The organism is Streptomyces sp. AB3(2024) (genome assembly GCF_041862025.1).
Lineage (GTDB): Bacteria > Actinomycetota > Actinomycetes > Streptomycetales > Streptomycetaceae > Streptomyces.
Map to the genome: position 1 here is coordinate 17,566 of NZ_JBGWAB010000086.1, position 16,365 is coordinate 33,930.

A 16,365-nucleotide genomic window follows, 5' to 3' on the forward strand; every position below is an offset into this window, starting at 1 on the left:
TCCCCCGTACGGCACACACTTGGTCGAACGTCCATACCGGCGATCCTTCGGAGGAACGATGGCGTCCGCCACGGATTCCACCGCCGTCCCGCCCACCGCCCTGCGGCGGAGCCTCGGATTCCGGGACCTGGTCGTCTACGGTCTCCTCTTCATCGCCCCCATGGCTCCGGTGGGGGTCTTCGGCACCCTGGACGCCAGGTCGCACGGCGCCGTCGCGCTCGTGTACCTCGTCGCGACGGCCGCGATGGCCCTCACGGCCTTCTCCTACGCGCAGATGGTGCGGGTGGCCCCGCAGGCGGGCTCGGTGTTCACCTACGCCCGCAAGGCGCTGGGCGAGGGGCCGGGGCTCATCGCGGGCTGGATGGCGATGCTGGACTACCTGCTGATCCCGGCGGTCGCCTACCTCTTCTCCGGGATCGCGATGAACGCCCTCGTCCCGGAGGTCTCCCGCTGGGTGTGGACGGCGCTGGCCGTGGTGATCACCACCCTGCTGAACCTGTGGGGCGTACGGGCGGCCGCGCGCGTGGGCTTCGCGGTGCTCGGCATGGAGCTCCTGGTCCTGCTCGTCTTCCTCGTCTCGGCGGTGACCGTACTGGTCCGGGACGGGGCCCGGCGCGGCTGGCTGTCGCCGCTGACCGGCGACGGTTCGCTGGGTTTCTCGTCGGGCGCCGTCCTGGGCGCGGTGTCGATCGCGGTCCTGTCCTACCTGGGCTTCGACGCCATCGTCTCCTTCGCGGAGGAGGCGACCGGGGGCTCGGCCCGGGTGGCGCGGGCGGTGCTGTTCTGCCTGGCGCTGACCGGGGTGCTGTTCCTGGTCCAGACCTACCTCGCGGCGCTGCTCACCCCGGTCTCCTCGGCCGAGCTGGCCGCCGACCCGGCGCTGCAGGGACCGGCCTTCTACGACGCCGTCGAGGCCTCGGTCGGGGGGTGGCTGCACGACCTGGTGGCGGCGAGCAAGGCGGTCGGGGCGGCCTTCGCGGCGCTCGCCGGGCAGGCCGCGGCCGGGCGGCTGCTGTTCGCGATGGCGCGGGAGCGGCGGCTGCCGGGCGTTCTGGCGCGCACTTCGGGCGGCACCCCGAGGGCGGCGCTGCTGGTCGCGGCCACGGTGACGCTGGTCGCGGCGGTGTGGGCGGCCCGCCGCGACGACGGGCTCGACCACCTGGTCTCCGTGGTGGACATCGGCGCGCTGACGGCCTTCACGCTGCTGCACGCCTCGGTGGTGGGCTGGTTCGTGGTGCGGCGGATGGAGGGCCCGCCGAACCGGTGGAAGCACCTGGTGGTTCCCGTACTGGGCGCCGCCGTGACCGTGGCCGTGATCGTCGGGGCGTCCTGGACGGCGCAGCTCGTGGGGGCGGTGTGGCTGCTGGTGGGGCTGTGCGTCTGGGCGGCCCAGCGCGGCCGACGCGCCGGGGCCGCGGCCGACGGGCCCGGTACGGGTGTCGGCCCCGGCGGTTAGCCTGCGTCCATGGGTCTCAATACGTCGGCTGATGCGCCGCTGCCGGTCGGTCAGGTGTCCCGGCTCATCGGGGGCTGGATCGACCGGCTGGGCCAGGTGTGGGTGGAGGGGCAGATCACGCAGCTGTCCCGGCGGCCGGGGGCGGGGGTGGTGTTCCTGACGCTGCGGGACCCGTCGCACGACATCTCCGTCAGCGTGACCTGCTTCCGGCAGGTCTGGGAGGAGGTCGCGGACGCGGTGTCGGAGGGCGCGCGGGTCGTCGTCCTGGCCAAGCCCGAGTGGTACGCCCCGCGCGGGCAGCTGTCCCTGCGGGTCACCGAGATCCGCCCGGTCGGCATCGGGGAGCTGCTGGCCCGGCTGGAGCGGCTGAAGCGGTCGCTGGCCGCCGAGGGCCTGTTCGCGCTGGACCGCAAGAAGCCGCTGCCGTTCCTGCCGCAGCTGATCGGGCTGGTGGTGGGGCGGGCCTCGGCGGCCGAGCGGGACGTGCTGGAGAACGCCCGGCGGCGCTGGCCGGCGGTGCGCTTCGAGGTGCGCAACGTGGCCGTGCAGGGGGTGCACGCGGTGCCGCAGGTGGTGCAGGCGGTCAAGGAGCTCGACGCCCGGCCCGATGTGGACGTGATCATCGTGGCGCGCGGCGGCGGCAGCGTCGAGGACCTGCTGCCCTTCTCCGACGAGGAGGTCGTACGGACGGTCGCGGCGGCCCGTACGCCGGTGGTCTCGGCGATCGGGCACGAGCCGGACTCGCCGCTGCTGGACCTGGTGGCGGACCTGCGGGCCTCCACGCCGACGGACGCCGCGAAGAAGGTGGTCCCGGACGTCGGGGAGGAGATGGAGCGGGTGCGCCAGCTCCAGGGCCGGGGGCTGCGCGCGCTGCGCGGGCTGCTGGACCGGGAGGAGCGGGGACTCGCGCACGCCCTGGCCCGGCCGGTGTTCGTGCACCCGCAGCGGATGGTGGAGACCCGGGAGTCCGAGCTGGACGCGCTGCTGGCCCGCAGCCGGCGCACGCTCGGGCACCTGCTGGACCGGGCCGACTCCGAACTGGAGCACACCCGGGCCCGGGTCCTCGCGCTGTCCCCCGCGGCCACCCTGGAGCGCGGGTACGCGGTGCTCCAGCGGGCGGACGGACACGTGGTGCGGGCGCCCGGCGAGGTCGCGCCGGGGCAGGTGCTGCGGGCGCGGGTGGCGGCGGGCGAGTTCGCGGTGGAGGTCACGGCGGAGACGGCCTCGAAGACCGCTCAAGGATGACAAGTTCCGGCAACAAAATGGCTGTAGTACGCAGATACGATGGGAAACGGGAATGACTGAGAGCGATACCGCGCTGGGGTACGAACAGGCCCGCGACGAACTCGTCGAGGTCGTCCGCAGGCTGGAGGCCGGCGGCACCTCCCTGGAGGAGTCCCTCGCGCTCTGGGAGCGCGGCGAGGAGCTGGCGCGGGTCTGCCGGCACTGGCTGGAGGGGGCCCGCGCCCGGCTGGACTCGGCGCTGGCGGCCCGGGAGGCGGCCGGGGACGGCGACGGCCGCGGGGGCGGCCGCGAAGAGTGATCCAGGTCTCGCCAGGCCCATTTAGTTGAAATTTCATCTACTTTCGTCGTAGAGTCGGAGACATCGCGCTTCACCTCCGTACAGAAGAAGGCTTACCGATGTCTCTCGTGCTCGACGCCGCCGCCCAGGACCTGCTGTTCCGCGAGGCCCGCACCGCCAACTCGTTCTCCGACGAGCCGGTCACCGAGGAGCAGGTCCAGGCCATCTACGACCTGGTGAAGTTCGGCCCCACGGCTTTCAACCAGACCCCGCTGCGCATCACGCTGGTCCGCTCCCCCGAGGCCCGCGAGCGCCTCGTGAAGCACATGGCCGAGGGCAACCAGGCCAAGACCGCCGCCGCCCCGCTGGTCGCGATCCTCTCCGCGGACAACGAGTTCCACGACGAGCTCCCCCAGCTGCTGCCCCACTTCCCGCAGGCCAAGGACGCCTTCTTCTCCGAGCGCCCGGTCCGCGAGCAGTCCGCCCTGGTCAACGCCTCCCTCCAGGCCGCCTACTTCATCCTGGGCGTCCGGGCCGCCGGCCTGGCCGCCGGCCCGATGACCGGTCTGGACTTCGCCGGCGTCCAGAAGGAGTTCCTGGACGCCGACCACACCCCGCTGATGGTCGTCAACATCGGCAAGCCGGGCGAGAACGCCTGGTTCCCGCGCTCCCCGCGCCTGGACTTCGACCAGGTCGTCACCACCGTCTGAGTCCCGCCCCGCGCAGAGCGGACACGGAGAAGGCCGCCCGCCCCGGTTCCCCGGGGCGGGCGGCCTTCTCCGTGTTCCGGCGGGCCCTACGAGGCCTGCGCCCCCTGCTTGAACTCCAGCACCGCGGCCATCGCGCCGAGCTGCTCGAAGGAGGCCGTCCCGGTCACGACGGTGACGTAGCCCTGCTGCTGGAGCACCAGGGCGTCGTACTTCTCGCCGTCCCAGCGCTCCCAGGCGCGGTCGCCGACCTGCTGGGTCTGCCCGGTGGCCTTCGCCCCCCGGGTGACCTTCTCCACGTACTTAACCGAGGCGTCGCTGGACTGCTCCACCGACACGTACTGCTTCTCCGGGTCCAGGAAGCCCAGGTGCCAGGCGTTGGCGTCCTTGCGCTCGTACGTCACCGAGGTCGCCCGCCACTCCTTCGCCAGCCCCACCGGGGCCGCGACGGGGTACGGCGCGGCGCGGCGCGCCGTGATGGTCTCCACCCGGTAGTCCACCGTGCGCGTCGGGTCGGCCGATTCGTCATGGGGGAGGAAGATGTAGATGCCCGCCACGACGACGCCGATCACCGCCAGCGACCGCACCATGTCCCAGACCGTCTGCTTGCCTTTCATACCTGCCACGCCCCCATCGTCCCGCATGCCCGGGGACGATCAGCGCCGGGGTCGGCGTGGCGGGCCCGGCGGAAGTCCCGTACGGGACGGGAGGGGCGGGGGATGCGTCCACTCAGCCCGTCCTGTTGACCGATATTCCGCTCATACGTGACCCGCTCTGCTCAATATGTCGACGTACCGATAGAGTTCCAGCACCCTCACATCCCGGCCGTCGTCGTACAGAAAGGTGCGCTCCGATGACCGAGCACAACCTGCCGCCCCAGCTCGAAGTCTCTCCCGAAGCCCCCGACCGCAACCTCGCTCTGGAACTCGTCCGGGTCACCGAGGCCGCCGCCCTCGCCGCGGGCCGGTGGGTCGGCCGCGGCGACAAGATCGGCGCGGACGGCGCCGCGGTCAACGCCATGCGCACCCTGATCTCCACCGTCTCGATGAACGGCGTCGTCGTCATCGGCGAGGGCGAGAAGGACGAAGCCCCGATGCTCTACAACGGCGAGCAGGTCGGCGACGGCACCGGTGCCGAGGTCGACATCGCCGTGGACCCGATCGACGGCACCACCCTGAACGCCAAGGGCATGCCCAACGCCATCGCCGTCCTGGCGGCCGCCGACCGCGGCACGATGTTCGACCCGTCCGCGGTCTTCTACATGGACAAGCTCGTCACCGGCCCCGAGGCCGCCGACTTCGTCGACATCAACGCGCCGGTTTCGGTCAACATCCGCCGGGTCGCCAAGGCCAAGGGCATGGCCGTCGAGGACGTCACGGTCGTCATCCTGGACCGCCCCCGCCACGAGGGCATCGTCAAGGAGATCCGCGAGACCGGCGCCCGCATCAAGTTCATCTCCGACGGCGATGTCGCGGGCTCGGTCATGGCGGTGCGCGAGGGCACCGGCGTCGACCTGCTCCTGGGCATCGGCGGCACCCCCGAGGGCATCATCTCGGCCTGCGCCATCAAGTGCCTCGGCGGCACGATCCAGGGCAAGCTGTGGCCCAAGGACGACGCCGAGCGCCAGAAGGCCCTGGACGCGGGCCACGACCTGGACCGGGTGCTGCACACCAACGACCTGGTGTCCGGCGAGAACGTCTTCTTCGTGGCCACCGGCATCACCGACGGCGAGCTGCTGCGCGGCGTCCACTACCGCGCGGAGACCGCGACCACGTCCTCGCTGGTCATGCGCTCGAAGTCGGGCACGATCCGGCAGATCGACTCCACCCACCGCCTCTCGAAGCTGCGCGCGTACAGCGCGATCGACTTCGACCGGGCGCAGTAGGAGGAACCGGGCCGGCGACGGCACGGCGAAAGGGGCGGTCCCGGTGCGGGGGGACCGCCCCTTCGTCGTACGGGGATCGCGGTGGGGGCACGGGGAGACCCACCCGCGTGTACGGGGACCCGCCCGCGCGTACGGGACCGGCGCGCGTAAACGGGACCAGCGCGCGCGTACGGGGCTCAGCCGGCGGCGGCGATGGGCGGCGTACCCGCCCCGGGGAGCAGCTCGGCGGCCCGGCGGCGCCTGCGCCCCAGGACCACCCGCCGCTCGGCGGCGGTGAGGCCGCCCCAGACTCCGTAGGGCTCGGGCTGGAGCAGTGCGTGCTCGCGGCAGGCGACCATCACGGGGCAGCGCGCGCAGACCCGCTTGGCGGCCTCCTCGCGCGCGAGCCGGGCCGCGGTCGGCTCCTTGGAGGGTGCGAAGAACAGGCCCGCCTCGTCCCTGCGACACACCGCCTCCGCATGCCATGGGCCGTCCTCTTCCCGCGCCGGCATCCGTGGCTTCGGCACCGCGGCCGGACGCGCCTGAAGACTCTGGACGGCGGCTGCCTGCAGGGACTGATGCGGCGGATGCGGCACGGGTCTACTCCTGACGACGTATACGCGAGCGAGAGACGATGCACCAGTCCCTACCCGCTGTGCGTGCCACTAAGCACTGTGCACCGTCACCGATGGGAGGTTCGACCGAAATACGCCGCAGGCACACGCCGGCCGTATCGGACCCCCGGGGCCCGCGCCGGGGCCCGCGCGGCGGCTCAGCCGTCGAGCCGCTTGCGGAGCTTGTGCGCCAGGTCGACCAGGCGGGATCCGAGCTTGGGGCGGGCCTCGATGTTCCCGAGCAGCGCGAATCCGCGGACGATGACCACCGGCGCCTGCGGGTCGCTCTCGACCCCCTCGCCGCGCACCTCGAAGTTGCCGAGTACCCCGCCGCCGTAGCCGCGCAGCGTGACGTTCTCCGGCACCAGCACCTCGACGTTGCCGAGGACGGAGGTCACGTTGATCTCGGTGACCTGCTGCTCGAAGACCGCTTCGGTGAGGTCGATGGTGATGTCGCCGAGGATCGAGACCGCGCGGGTGCGGGCCCCGGGACGCCAGCGGCCCTTGCGGGCGGAGCTGCTGCACACGGCGACCACCGTCTCGACCGGGCCGGACACGGCGGCGGCGGGCGGCAGTGCGGCCGGCGGGGCGGCGGGGACGGCGGCCGCGGCGCCGGCCGGAAGGTCGCCGACCAGGACGTCCAGCTCTCCCACCGTCTTCAGGGCGTAGAGGGAGTCCAGGCGCTCGGAGTGCTCTTCGGCGGTCAGCCGGCCCTCGGCGACGGCATGGGAAAGGATCTCGGCGATCCGGTCACGATCGGCGTCGGAGGCGCGCAGCCCGGCGGGGGCGGCGGCCACGGGGGCGGGGGCGGCAGGGTGCTTTTCCAGGTCCACGTCAACCAGCATAGCGAGACACGATAGATCGCGATACTCCCTCGCCGGGGCCGACTGAGCCTTACCTCACAGACAAAGCCCCCGGGAGAGGTCCTACGCTGGTTAACCGCGCTGCCAAATTGGTCGCCAGCGCCGTCTGCCGAGTGAGGAATGACTGCCGTCATGCCAGAGTTTGCGTACACCGATCTGCTCCCCCTGGGCGAGGACACCACCCCGTACAGGCTGGTGACCTCGGAGGGCGTCTCGACCTTCGAGGCCGACGGCCGTACGTTCCTCAAGGTCGAGCCGGAGGCGCTGCGCAAGCTCGCCGAAGAGGCCATCCACGACATCCAGCACTTCCTGCGCCCCGCGCACCTCGCGCAGCTGCGCCGGATCATCGACGACCCGGAGGCGAGCTCGAACGACAAGTTCGTCGCGCTCGACCTCCTGAAGAACGCGAACATCGCGGCGGCCGGCGTCCTGCCGATGTGCCAGGACACGGGCACGGCGATCGTGATGGGCAAGCGCGGCCAGAACGTGCTCACCGAGGGCGCGGACGAGGCCGCCCTCTCGCGCGGCATCTACGACGCGTACACCCGCCTGAACCTGCGCTACTCGCAGATGGCCCCCCTCACCATGTGGGAGGAGAAGAACACCGGCTCGAACCTGCCCGCGCAGATCGAGCTGTACGCGACCGACGGCGGCGCGTACAAGTTCCTCTTCATGGCCAAGGGCGGCGGCTCCGCCAACAAGTCGTTCCTCTACCAGGAGACCAAGGCGGTCCTCAACGAGGCCTCCATGATGAAGTTCCTGGAGGAGAAGATCCGCTCCCTCGGTACGGCGGCCTGCCCGCCCTACCACCTGGCGATCGTCGTCGGCGGCACCTCCGCCGAGCACGCGCTGAAGACGGCCAAGTACGCCTCCGCCCACTACCTGGACGAGCTGCCCCGCGAGGGCTCCGCGCTGGGTCACGGCTTCCGCGACGAGGCCCTGGAGCAGCAGGTCTTCGAGCTGACGCAGAAGATCGGCATCGGCGCGCAGTTCGGCGGCAAGTACTTCTGCCACGACGTCCGCGTCGTCCGCCTCCCGCGCCACGGCGCGTCCCTCCCGGTCGCCATCGCCGTGTCCTGCTCGGCGGACCGCCAGGCCACCGCGAAGATCACCGCCGAGGGCGTCTTCCTGGAGCAGCTGGAGACGGACCCGGCGCGGTTCCTGCCGGAGACCGAGGACGCCCACCTCGACGCGTCCTCGGACGTCGTCTCCATCGACCTGAACCAGCCGATGGACGACATCCTGGCGACCCTGACCAAGCACCCGGTCAAGACCCGGCTGAGCCTGACCGGACCGCTGGTCGTGGCCCGCGACATCGCGCACGCCAAGATCAAGGAACTGCTGGACTCGGGCGCGGAGATGCCGCAGTACCTGAAGGACCACCCGGTCTACTACGCCGGCCCCGCGAAGACCCCCGAGGGCTACGCGTCCGGCTCCTTCGGCCCGACCACGGCCGGCCGCATGGACTCCTACGTCGAGCAGTTCCAGGCGGCGGGCGGCTCCAAGGTCATGCTGGCCAAGGGCAACCGCTCGCAGCAGGTGACGGACGCGTGCGGCACGCACGGCGGCTTCTACCTCGGCTCGATCGGCGGCCCGGCCGCGCGCCTGGCCCAGGACTGCATCAAGAAGGTCGAGGTCCTGGAGTACGAGGAGCTCGGCATGGAGGCGGTCTGGAAGATCGAGGTCGAGGACTTCCCGGCGTTCATCGTCGTGGACGACAAGGGCAACGACTTCTTCCAGAACCCGGCCCCGGAGCCGACGTTCACCCACATCCCGGTCCGCGGCCCCGGCCTGGCGTAGCCCGGCACTCCCCCCCGCCTCAAGAGAGCCCCCGGCGCATCCGCGCCGGGGGCTCTCTTGCCGTACCCGCCCCCTCCCTGATCACGGCCGACCGCCCGACATCAGGCATTCAATTTCAGAGCCGGTCCAGGCGAAGCAAGAGCGTTAGCGGACGCCAGCAAGACGTTAGCGGGTGACAGCGAAACGTTAACGGCCCCGTTTACGGTGGGCCTCGGAGGCCGTCCGCTGCTCTGCGCAGCGTGATTCCGTCGAGAATTCCAGCCGTGGTCGTACTGATCGGCCATGTTTCGCCCTGAATCGGAGAACAGGCATGAGCTCTACCCGTCGTGACGTCCTGAAGTGGGCAGCCGGAGCCGGTGGCCTGGCCGCTGCCACCGTGCTCGGCCTCCCGAGTACGGCAACCGCCGCGAGCTGGTCTGCCCGGTCCTGGATGGGACAGCTCTCCAACAGCCTTCCCGTCACGAAGCTGACGATCCCCGGAACCCACAACACCTGCGCCAACAGCGGCATCAGCATCGCGAAGTGCCAGGACTGGGACCTGCTGACCCAGCTCAACAACGGCATCCGCTTCCTCGACATCCGTTTGAACGGATTGCAGGGCTCCGCGAACGAGATGGGGCTCTATCACGGCAACGTATTCATGGACAAGCGGTTCGCGGACGTCCTCAACGACTGCGACTACTTCCTGCGGAGCAACCCGAAGGAAGTGATCATCATGCGCGTCAAGAATGAGAATGCGGGAGGCCAGGCGCTCGGCGCAGAGGAATTCAGGCGCCGCTTCAACTGGCACTTGGACGACCCGTCGATGCATTTCCGTCCGCTCTTCTGGACCGCCCCCACGTGGCCCACCCTGGGTCAGGCTCGCGGCAAGGTCGTGCTCCTCACCGACTTCAGCCACGACTGGACCGTCCTCAAGTGGGACGACCACTGCAAGGTCCAGGACAAGTACAACGTCCCGGACGATGAGAAGAAGCAGGCGATCAACGACTGGTTCGACGCGGCGTGGTTCGACCAGACCACTTCTCAGATGTTCATCAACTTCACCAGCACCGCCAAGGGACCCATCCCCGAACCCTCCATCGGGGCCCAGAAGATCTTCCCGAGTGTCTACGCGTACCTGGAGCCGAGGAAGGCTCAGCGCGCCCGCTTCGGCATTGTGCCCATGGACTTCCCCAACTACCGCCCCGACATCATGAACCTCTTGATCAACAAGAACTTCGTCTAAAGGCTCGTCACACGATCGCGGGGCCGGGGTCTTCGGGATGGCCGGAGGGCGGGCTGCCGGCCCGACCGGCGGGCCCCGGGGCCGACCTCACCCCCGGGGCCCGCCGCGCATCGCGCGCAGCAGCTCCGCCTCCACCGCGGTGGCCTCCAGGCCGTTCTCGCGGGCCTCGCGCAGCTGCGGCACCGTGAGCCCGTACACCTCGCGAACGGCTCTCAGCGGCACGCCGTCCGGCCCGCCGACGGCGAGGCGTACGACGCCCTCGGCGGCGACGATCCGCTCGCGGACCCACGGCGGGGGCGGACCCCAGCCGCCCCCGCACGCCAGGGCCTCGTCCGTGGGGCAGTACTGCTGTTCCTCCCAGCGCAGCCGGCCCTCCACGACGCGCTGCCACGCCTCGAAGCGGCAGGAGGCGCAGGGCGCGCAGGGGAGCGTCATGAAGTGTTCAGCCATCGGTGGAGCATCCCGTAACGGGTCGGGCCGCGCATCCCGATAACGTCTGCGGCATGACTGAGCTGTCCTCCCCCACCGCCCGCGACGTGCGCGTCGTCGCCCATCGCGGGGCCTCGTACGCACACCCCGAGCACACCGTCGAGGCCTACCGGCAGGCCATCGCCGACGGCGCGGACGCACTGGAGTGCGATGTGCGGCTGAGCGCCGACGGGCGGCTGGTGTGCGTGCACGACCGGACGGTGGAGCGGACCTCCGACGGCCGCGGGGTCGTCTCCGAGATGACGTACGAGGAGCTGTCCGCCCTCGACTTCGGCCGGTGGAAGGGCGCGGCGCACCGCGGGGCGCGGGTGCTGCTCTTCGAGGACCTGCTCAAGGAGGCGCTCGCCGCGGACCGGCCCGTGGGGCTGGCGGTCGAGACCAAGCACCCCACCCGGGCCGGCGGGCGCCTGGAGGCCGAGCTGGTGCGGGTGCTGCGCGACCACGGCCTGGCCGACGGGGCGTCGGGGCTCGTCGAGGTGATGAGCTTCTCCCGGACCGCGCTGACGCGGATGCACCGGCTCGCGCCCGGACTGCCTGCCGTGTACCTGATCGAGCGCCGGGTCAGGCCCGTCCGTCCCCCGTTCGCGGCGCACGCCGGCCCCGGCATCGACCTGGTGCGCAAGGACCCCGGACTCGTGGGGCGCCTGAAGGCGAAGGGGCTGGCGGTGCGGGTGTGGACCGTGGACGAACCCGAGGACGTGGAGCTGTGCGTCCGGCTCGGGGTGGACACCATCATCACCAACCGGCCGCGCGAGGTGCGCGGGCTGCTCGGGGCACGAACCCGCTGAGGGCGGCCGTTCAGTACGCCGGGTGCCCGCTGCGCGGTGCGCCGCGCCGGGTGGCCCGGGCTGCCCGCACGAAGCCGGCCGCGCAGCCGGCCGCACCGACCAGCGACAGCGCGAGCAGCGGGTTCACCCAGGGCGAGACGAGTTCCACGCGGGTGCCGCCGGGGAACTCGCAGAGCACCGAGATCGGCAGCATCGTCCGCCTGATGGTGATGTCGGCGTCGGGGGTGCGGAATCCGCCGGGCCCCTCCTTTTCGGCGAGCGCCTCCACGCAGGGCCGCACGGGGCGGGGGTCGAGGCCCGTCCCCGCGCCGACGGAGGCCAGGAGGGCGGCCGCGGCCAGGCACAGTACGGCCGCTTCGGCCCATTTGCCCACGGGGCTCGCGCTCACGGCCGGCCTGCGGGTCGCCAGGAAGTGCAGCCCCTTGCCCAGGAGGAGGAGAAGGGCGAAGAGGCCGAGGACGGCCATGAGGAGGACGGTGACGAAGATCGGACTGCTCCCTCGACGAGATCTGCGCGCGCCGGGTGCCGGGTGCCCCGGCGGGCCTGCCGGAAGCTACGGACGTGCGTACGGGCGGTCCGGTTGCGCGGGCGGCGGAGGGAGGAGCACCCGGCCGGAGAGCACCGGCCGGGTGTGGGGGTCCGAGGGGATGGCGGGGCTACGCGAAGCGCTGGTTCGCCGAGCCGTTGCAGGGCTGGAGGCGCAGCTGTTCGTGGGCGGCGGCCACGGTCAGGCACATGCCGGTGGCGGCGGCCGGGCGCAGGGTGGCGCCGTCGCGGACGAACTTCTGGTTGGCGCCGCCGTGGCAGTTCCACAGGATCAGACCGGTGCCGGCCCCGTAGTTCGCGCCGGGGACGTCCAGGCAGCGGTCCTGGGTGAGTTCGGTGTGCACGGCGCCGCGGGCGGGTTCGTACCACCAGCCCTGGTTGCGGCCGCCGTGGCAGTCCCAGCCGACGACCTTGGTGTTGTTGGCGCTGGAGCCGCCGAAGTCGTCGAGGCAGTTGCCGGTGGCCTCGTTCCTGAGGGGCTTGTAGAGGTCGTCCCAGGCGCCGGCCTGCAGGACGGGGGTCCCGGTGCTGGCGGGGTCGGCGCAGGAGGCCTCGCGCAGGCCGGAGTCGTAGAGCTGGGTCAGGCAGGACGCGAAGGCGCCGTGGCCGCGGTAGTTGGGGTGGAAGGACTGGCGGGCGGTGTTCTCGTCCCACGGGAAGTGGTCCCCGAGGTCGAGGTAGAGGCCGCGGGCCCAGGTGTCCTCCATGCACACCTCGTGACCGTTGAAGAGCCGCGAGTTGTCGAGGTAGTAGGCGCCGGAGGCGAGTGCGGCCTCGCGCATGCCCTTCTCGAAGGTGGGCACCGCGTAGTTGCGGCCCCAGGCGGCGTCGGAGTCGTAGCCGGCGCAGCCTCCGGGGAGCTTGCCGGGGAAGTTCGGGTTGTCGTTGAAGTCGGGGCCGATGGGGCTGGGGTAGCCCATCACCACGAGCTTGTAGTCGGAGTCGGCGTAGCCGGCGTCGCGCATGACCGTCTTGAGGTCGGCGACGGTGGCCTCCACCTTGGGCTTGAGGCCGTCGACGCGCGCCTGCCAGCCGGGGCCGTACTTGGGCTCGCAGGTGCCCTGGCTGAGCACCCAGCGGGTGACGCAGTCGGTCATGACGGGGCCGAACTGGAGGTCGTCGTTGGCCCCGGCGACCAGCAGCACCATCTTGATCTTCGTGTTGCGGGCCTTTACGGCGAGGCCGTCGCTCTGGACCAGCTCGTCGGCGTACTGCTTGCTGCCGCCGATCCTGATGTTCCCGGTGTAGCCGCCGGAGCAGGCCACGTTGAAGGTCAGGTCGGCCGGGATGCCGGTGCGGTGGATCGCGGAGTCCGGCGAGCGGTGGCACTGGTTGGCGGACGTGTTGGTCGCGGGGTCGTAGTTGCCGACGCCCTCGCCCGAGATCTCGCTGTCGCCGAGCGAGATGAGCCCGGTCTTGCGCTCGTTCAGCGGGCGGATCGCCGGGTCTCCGTAGATCTTGGTGGCCTCGGCGGCCCGGACGGCTTCGAGTTCCGGCGAAAGGGGTGTGATCGAGCCGCCGGCGGCGGGTGCCGCCTGGGCCATGGGGGTGATGGCGGTGACGCCCCCGAGGGCGGCCGCGATCGCCGCGATGGCGGCGAAGGTAGATCTGAGCCTGGGTTTCGTACGCGCACGTGCCATGAACGCCTCCCCGATTGCAGTGATACCCACGGTGTTACCCACGGTGTTACCCACGGTATTTACTGGTCGGTAGGGGAGTTGGGAACACTTCGAACAAGACAATTGCTCAACTTTTTCAGGAGGCAACGAACATGACAGACGATCAGCGGTCCGAAGCGTTCCGGACCGAGCACGACTCCATGGGCGAGGTACGGGTCCCCGCGCACGCCAAGTGGCGCGCCCAGACCCAGCGCGCCGTGGAGAACTTCCCGCTCTCGGGGCAGCGGCTGGAGCGCGCCCACATCGAAGCCCTGGCCCGCATCAAGTCGGCCGCGGCCGCGGTGAACGAGGAACTGGGCGTACTGGACGCCGACACGGCGCGGGCCGTCCGCTCCGCCGCGGCCGAGGTCGCCGACGGCCGCTGGGACGACCACTTCCCCGTGGACGTCTTCCAGACCGGGTCCGGGACCTCGTCCAACATGAACGCCAACGAGGTCATCGCCACCCTGGCCACGGAACGGCTCGGGCGCGACGTGCACCCCAACGACCACGTCAACGCCTCGCAGAGCTCCAACGACGTCTTCCCCTCCTCCATCCACATCGCCGCCACCGCCGCCGTCACCGGTGAGCTGATCCCGGCCCTGGAGCACCTCGCAGCCGCCCTGGAACGCAAGGAGGCCGAGTTCGCCGAGGTGGTCAAGGCCGGGCGCACGCACCTGATGGACGCCACCCCGGTCACCCTGGGCCAGGAGTTCGGCGGGTACGCCGCCCAGGTGCGCCACGGCGTCGAGCGGCTGCGCGCCGTGCTGCCCCGGCTGGCCGAACTGCCCCTGGGCGGCACGGCGGTCGGCACCGGCATCAACACCCCTCCCGGGTTCTCCGCCGCGGTGATCGCCGAGGTGGCCGCGGCGACCGGGCTGCCGCTGACCGAGGCCCGCAACCACTTCGAGGCCCAGGGGGCCCGGGACGCGCTGGTGGAGACGTCCGGGATGCTCCGCACCATCGCCGTCTCGCTCACCAAGATCTGCAACGATCTGCGCTGGATGGCCTCGGGCCCGCGCACCGGATTGGCCGAAATCAATCTGCCGGATCTGCAACCGGGGTCCTCGATCATGCCCGGAAAGGTCAATCCGGTGGTGCCGGAGGCCGTCCTGATGATCGCCGCGCAGGTGACGGGGAACGACACCGCGGTCGCCGTGGCGGGCGCGGCCGGCAACTTCGAGCTCAACGTGATGCTCCCGGTGATGGCCAGGAACCTCCTCGAATCGATCCGCCTGCTCGGCAACGGCAGCCGGCTGCTGGCCGACCGCACGGTGGACGGGATCACCGCCAATTCCGAGCGGGCCAGGCAGTACGCCGAGTCCTCGCCCTCCGTGGTGACCCCGCTGAACCGCTACATCGGCTACGAGGAGGCGGCCAAGGTCGCCAAGCGGGCCCTCGCCGAGCGGAAGACGATCAGGGAGGTCGTCCTGGAGTCCGGCTACGTCGAGCGGGGCGCGCTCACCCTGGAACAGCTGGACGAGGCCTTGGACGTCCTGCGGATGACCCGGCCCTGAACGGCCCCCTCCCAGGGGCCGAATCCGGTCGTTTACCGTCCCCGCACCCCTCCGTGACCTGCAACGCAGCCAGTTCGGGGGCGGCCGCCCTAAGATCTGCGCATGACAGGTACCCACAGGTCCGTGAGCGGTGCGGGGCACCGCCCCGCGCAGGACGCGCACTGGGCGCCCGGGGACCGGATCCTCTGGCGCTACCGCGACCACGCCCCGGGGCTCAAGGGCCAGGTCCACATCGCCCGTCCGGTGACCGTGGTGCGGGACACCGCCGAGCTGCTCGCGGTGTGGATGGCCCCCGGCACCGAATGCGTCAAGCCGGTGCTCGCGGACGGCACCCCCGTGCACGAGGAGCCGCTCGCCACCCGCTACACCGCGCCGCGGACCACCGCGCGCTCGCGCTGGTTCGGAGCGGGCGTGCTCAAGCTGGCCCGTCCCGGGGAGCCGTGGTCCGTCTGGCTGTTCTGGGACCACGGCTGGCGCTTCAAGAACTGGTACGTGAACCTTGAGGAGCCCCTCGTCCGCTGGTCCGGCGGAGTGGATTCGGTGGACCACTTCCTCGACATCTCCGTCTACCCGGACCGCAGCTGGAACTGGCGGGACGAGGACGAGTTCGCGCAGGCCCAGCGCACCGGACTGATGGACCCGGAGCAGGCCCGGCGGGTGGAGGAGGCCGGGCGGGCGGCGGTCGGGGTGATCGAGGCCTGGGGGTCCCCGTTCCGCGACGGCTGGCAGGACTGGCGGCCCGATCCGGTGTGGGGCGTTCCGGCCCTGCCCGAGGACTGGGACCGCACCCCGGCGCATATGACGTCATGAGACCCTTGATGCGCCCCCGGGGTTCAAACGTAGGATCGTCCTCCGCCGGTCGTGCGCGGGGGGCCGACCGGTCCCCGTAACCACAAATGACCTGCGGCGACCGGGACTTGACCGGAGGTCGACGCCGAACGAGAGGTAACGAGCGGGACGCGGATCCCGGGGGTGATGGTGCCCCCGCCGCTGAGCGGGTATACCGCGACTGACCGAGTTGAGTGCAGCGCACATCGAGCGCAAACGGACGGAATTCCACGCGTGACGGAGTACCCCACCTCCCAGGAGGGCCCGCAGCCCGCCGTCGCCTCAGGCGGAGGTACGGACGAGCCCGGCCACGGCAAGGCCCCCATCGCGGCCGCCGAGGCCGTACGCACGCATGCTCAGACTCCGGCAGCCGACCTCCCGCGCCCGCGCGGCGCCGCCGGGAGCGGCGGACCGCAGGGCGCCCGGGCCTCCGGCCACGACGCGGCGGACACCGGCCCGGCCGGCGCCCGGTCGCGCGACGGCGAGGC

Annotated in this window: 16 protein-coding genes and 1 pseudogene; 11 read left to right on the top strand and 6 right to left on the bottom strand. The window is 71.4% G+C overall.

Annotated features, from left to right (window positions below):
* The first annotated feature begins 58 nt into the window (after nucleotides 1-58).
* From ACEPPI_RS27510 to ACEPPI_RS27525, 4 genes are all read left to right on the top strand, one after another.
* Nucleotides 59-1,456 (top strand): APC family permease, encoded by a 1,398-nt coding sequence (locus ACEPPI_RS27510; RefSeq protein WP_373917957.1) that lies wholly within the window; start codon nucleotides 59-61, stop codon nucleotides 1,454-1,456.
* A gap of 9 nt (nucleotides 1,457-1,465) precedes the next feature.
* Nucleotides 1,466-2,701, top strand: coding sequence for an exodeoxyribonuclease VII large subunit (gene xseA, locus ACEPPI_RS27515; protein WP_373917958.1), 1,236 nt, complete (start codon nucleotides 1,466-1,468; stop codon nucleotides 2,699-2,701).
* A 52-nt stretch (nucleotides 2,702-2,753) separates the two neighbouring features.
* Entirely contained in the window at nucleotides 2,754-2,999 is a 246-nt protein-coding gene (locus ACEPPI_RS27520; RefSeq protein WP_373917959.1) for an exodeoxyribonuclease VII small subunit, read from the top strand.
* A 98-nt stretch (nucleotides 3,000-3,097) separates the two neighbouring features.
* Entirely contained in the window at nucleotides 3,098-3,688 is a 591-nt protein-coding gene (locus tag ACEPPI_RS27525; RefSeq protein ID WP_373917960.1) for a malonic semialdehyde reductase, read from the top strand.
* An 86-nt stretch (nucleotides 3,689-3,774) separates the two neighbouring features.
* Here the strand turns inward: ACEPPI_RS27525 and ACEPPI_RS27530 are convergent, their stop codons facing one another.
* Complete coding sequence (locus ACEPPI_RS27530; protein WP_373917971.1) at nucleotides 3,775-4,302, bottom strand: DUF4245 domain-containing protein; 528 nt, start codon at nucleotides 4,300-4,302, stop codon at nucleotides 3,775-3,777.
* Nucleotides 4,303-4,538: 236 nt separating this feature from the next.
* Here ACEPPI_RS27530 and glpX point away from each other — a divergent pair, with 236 nt between their 5' ends.
* A complete protein-coding gene (gene glpX / locus ACEPPI_RS27535; protein ID WP_373917961.1) occupies nucleotides 4,539-5,570 on the top strand; it encodes a class II fructose-bisphosphatase in 1,032 nt (343 codons plus the stop codon).
* Between the two features lie 176 nt (nucleotides 5,571-5,746).
* Here the strand turns inward: glpX and ACEPPI_RS27540 are convergent, their stop codons facing one another.
* Nucleotides 5,747-6,145, bottom strand: a complete 399-nt coding sequence (locus ACEPPI_RS27540; RefSeq protein ID WP_371676856.1) for a WhiB family transcriptional regulator — start codon at nucleotides 6,143-6,145, stop codon at nucleotides 5,747-5,749.
* Nucleotides 6,146-6,321: 176 nt separating this feature from the next.
* Nucleotides 6,322-6,996, bottom strand: coding sequence for a DUF1707 domain-containing protein (locus tag ACEPPI_RS27545; RefSeq protein ID WP_373917972.1), 675 nt, complete (start codon nucleotides 6,994-6,996; stop codon nucleotides 6,322-6,324).
* Nucleotides 6,997-7,158: 162 nt separating this feature from the next.
* Between ACEPPI_RS27545 and ACEPPI_RS27550 the strand changes: the two genes are divergently transcribed.
* Together ACEPPI_RS27550 and ACEPPI_RS27555 are read left to right on the top strand one after the other, a co-directional pair.
* A complete protein-coding gene (locus ACEPPI_RS27550; protein ID WP_373917962.1) occupies nucleotides 7,159-8,826 on the top strand; it encodes a fumarate hydratase in 1,668 nt (555 codons plus the stop codon).
* Between the two features lie 310 nt (nucleotides 8,827-9,136).
* Nucleotides 9,137-10,051: a phosphatidylinositol-specific phospholipase C gene (locus ACEPPI_RS27555; RefSeq protein ID WP_373917963.1), complete on the top strand. Its 915-nt coding sequence runs from the start codon at nucleotides 9,137-9,139 to the stop codon at nucleotides 10,049-10,051.
* 87 nt (nucleotides 10,052-10,138) lie between these two features.
* Here the strand turns inward: ACEPPI_RS27555 and ACEPPI_RS27560 are convergent, their stop codons facing one another.
* On the bottom strand, nucleotides 10,139-10,501 hold the full coding sequence (locus tag ACEPPI_RS27560; protein ID WP_373917965.1) for a hypothetical protein: 363 nt from the start codon (nucleotides 10,499-10,501) through the stop codon (nucleotides 10,139-10,141).
* 53 nt (nucleotides 10,502-10,554) lie between these two features.
* On the opposite strand from ACEPPI_RS27560, the gene ACEPPI_RS27565 reads away from it, so the two are divergent.
* On the top strand, nucleotides 10,555-11,328 hold the full coding sequence (locus ACEPPI_RS27565; RefSeq protein ID WP_373917966.1) for a glycerophosphodiester phosphodiesterase: 774 nt from the start codon (nucleotides 10,555-10,557) through the stop codon (nucleotides 11,326-11,328).
* 10 nt (nucleotides 11,329-11,338) lie between these two features.
* Here ACEPPI_RS27565 and ACEPPI_RS27570 read toward each other — a convergent pair whose 3' ends face one another.
* Nucleotides 11,339-11,794 carry a hypothetical protein gene (locus ACEPPI_RS27570; RefSeq protein ID WP_373917967.1) on the bottom strand — a complete coding sequence of 152 codons (456 nt, stop codon included), beginning with the start codon at nucleotides 11,792-11,794 and terminating at the stop codon, nucleotides 11,339-11,341.
* Between the two features lie 190 nt (nucleotides 11,795-11,984).
* The gene (locus ACEPPI_RS27575; protein ID WP_373917968.1) at nucleotides 11,985-13,514 is read right to left on the bottom strand and encodes a ricin-type beta-trefoil lectin domain protein; all 1,530 of its coding nucleotides are present in this window, start codon (nucleotides 13,512-13,514) and stop codon (nucleotides 11,985-11,987) included.
* 131 nt (nucleotides 13,515-13,645) lie between these two features.
* On the opposite strand from ACEPPI_RS27575, the gene ACEPPI_RS27580 reads away from it, so the two are divergent.
* From ACEPPI_RS27580 to ACEPPI_RS27590, 3 genes and pseudogenes are all read left to right on the top strand, one after another.
* The gene (locus ACEPPI_RS27580; protein WP_373917969.1) at nucleotides 13,646-15,049 is read left to right on the top strand and encodes a class II fumarate hydratase; all 1,404 of its coding nucleotides are present in this window, start codon (nucleotides 13,646-13,648) and stop codon (nucleotides 15,047-15,049) included.
* Nucleotides 15,050-15,151: 102 nt separating this feature from the next.
* A complete protein-coding gene (locus tag ACEPPI_RS27585) occupies nucleotides 15,152-15,859 on the top strand; it encodes a DUF402 domain-containing protein (RefSeq protein ID WP_373917970.1) in 708 nt (235 codons plus the stop codon).
* A gap of 252 nt (nucleotides 15,860-16,111) precedes the next feature.
* Nucleotides 16,112-16,365 (top strand): annotated as a pseudogene (locus ACEPPI_RS27590) (serine/threonine protein phosphatase); the annotation flags it as partial.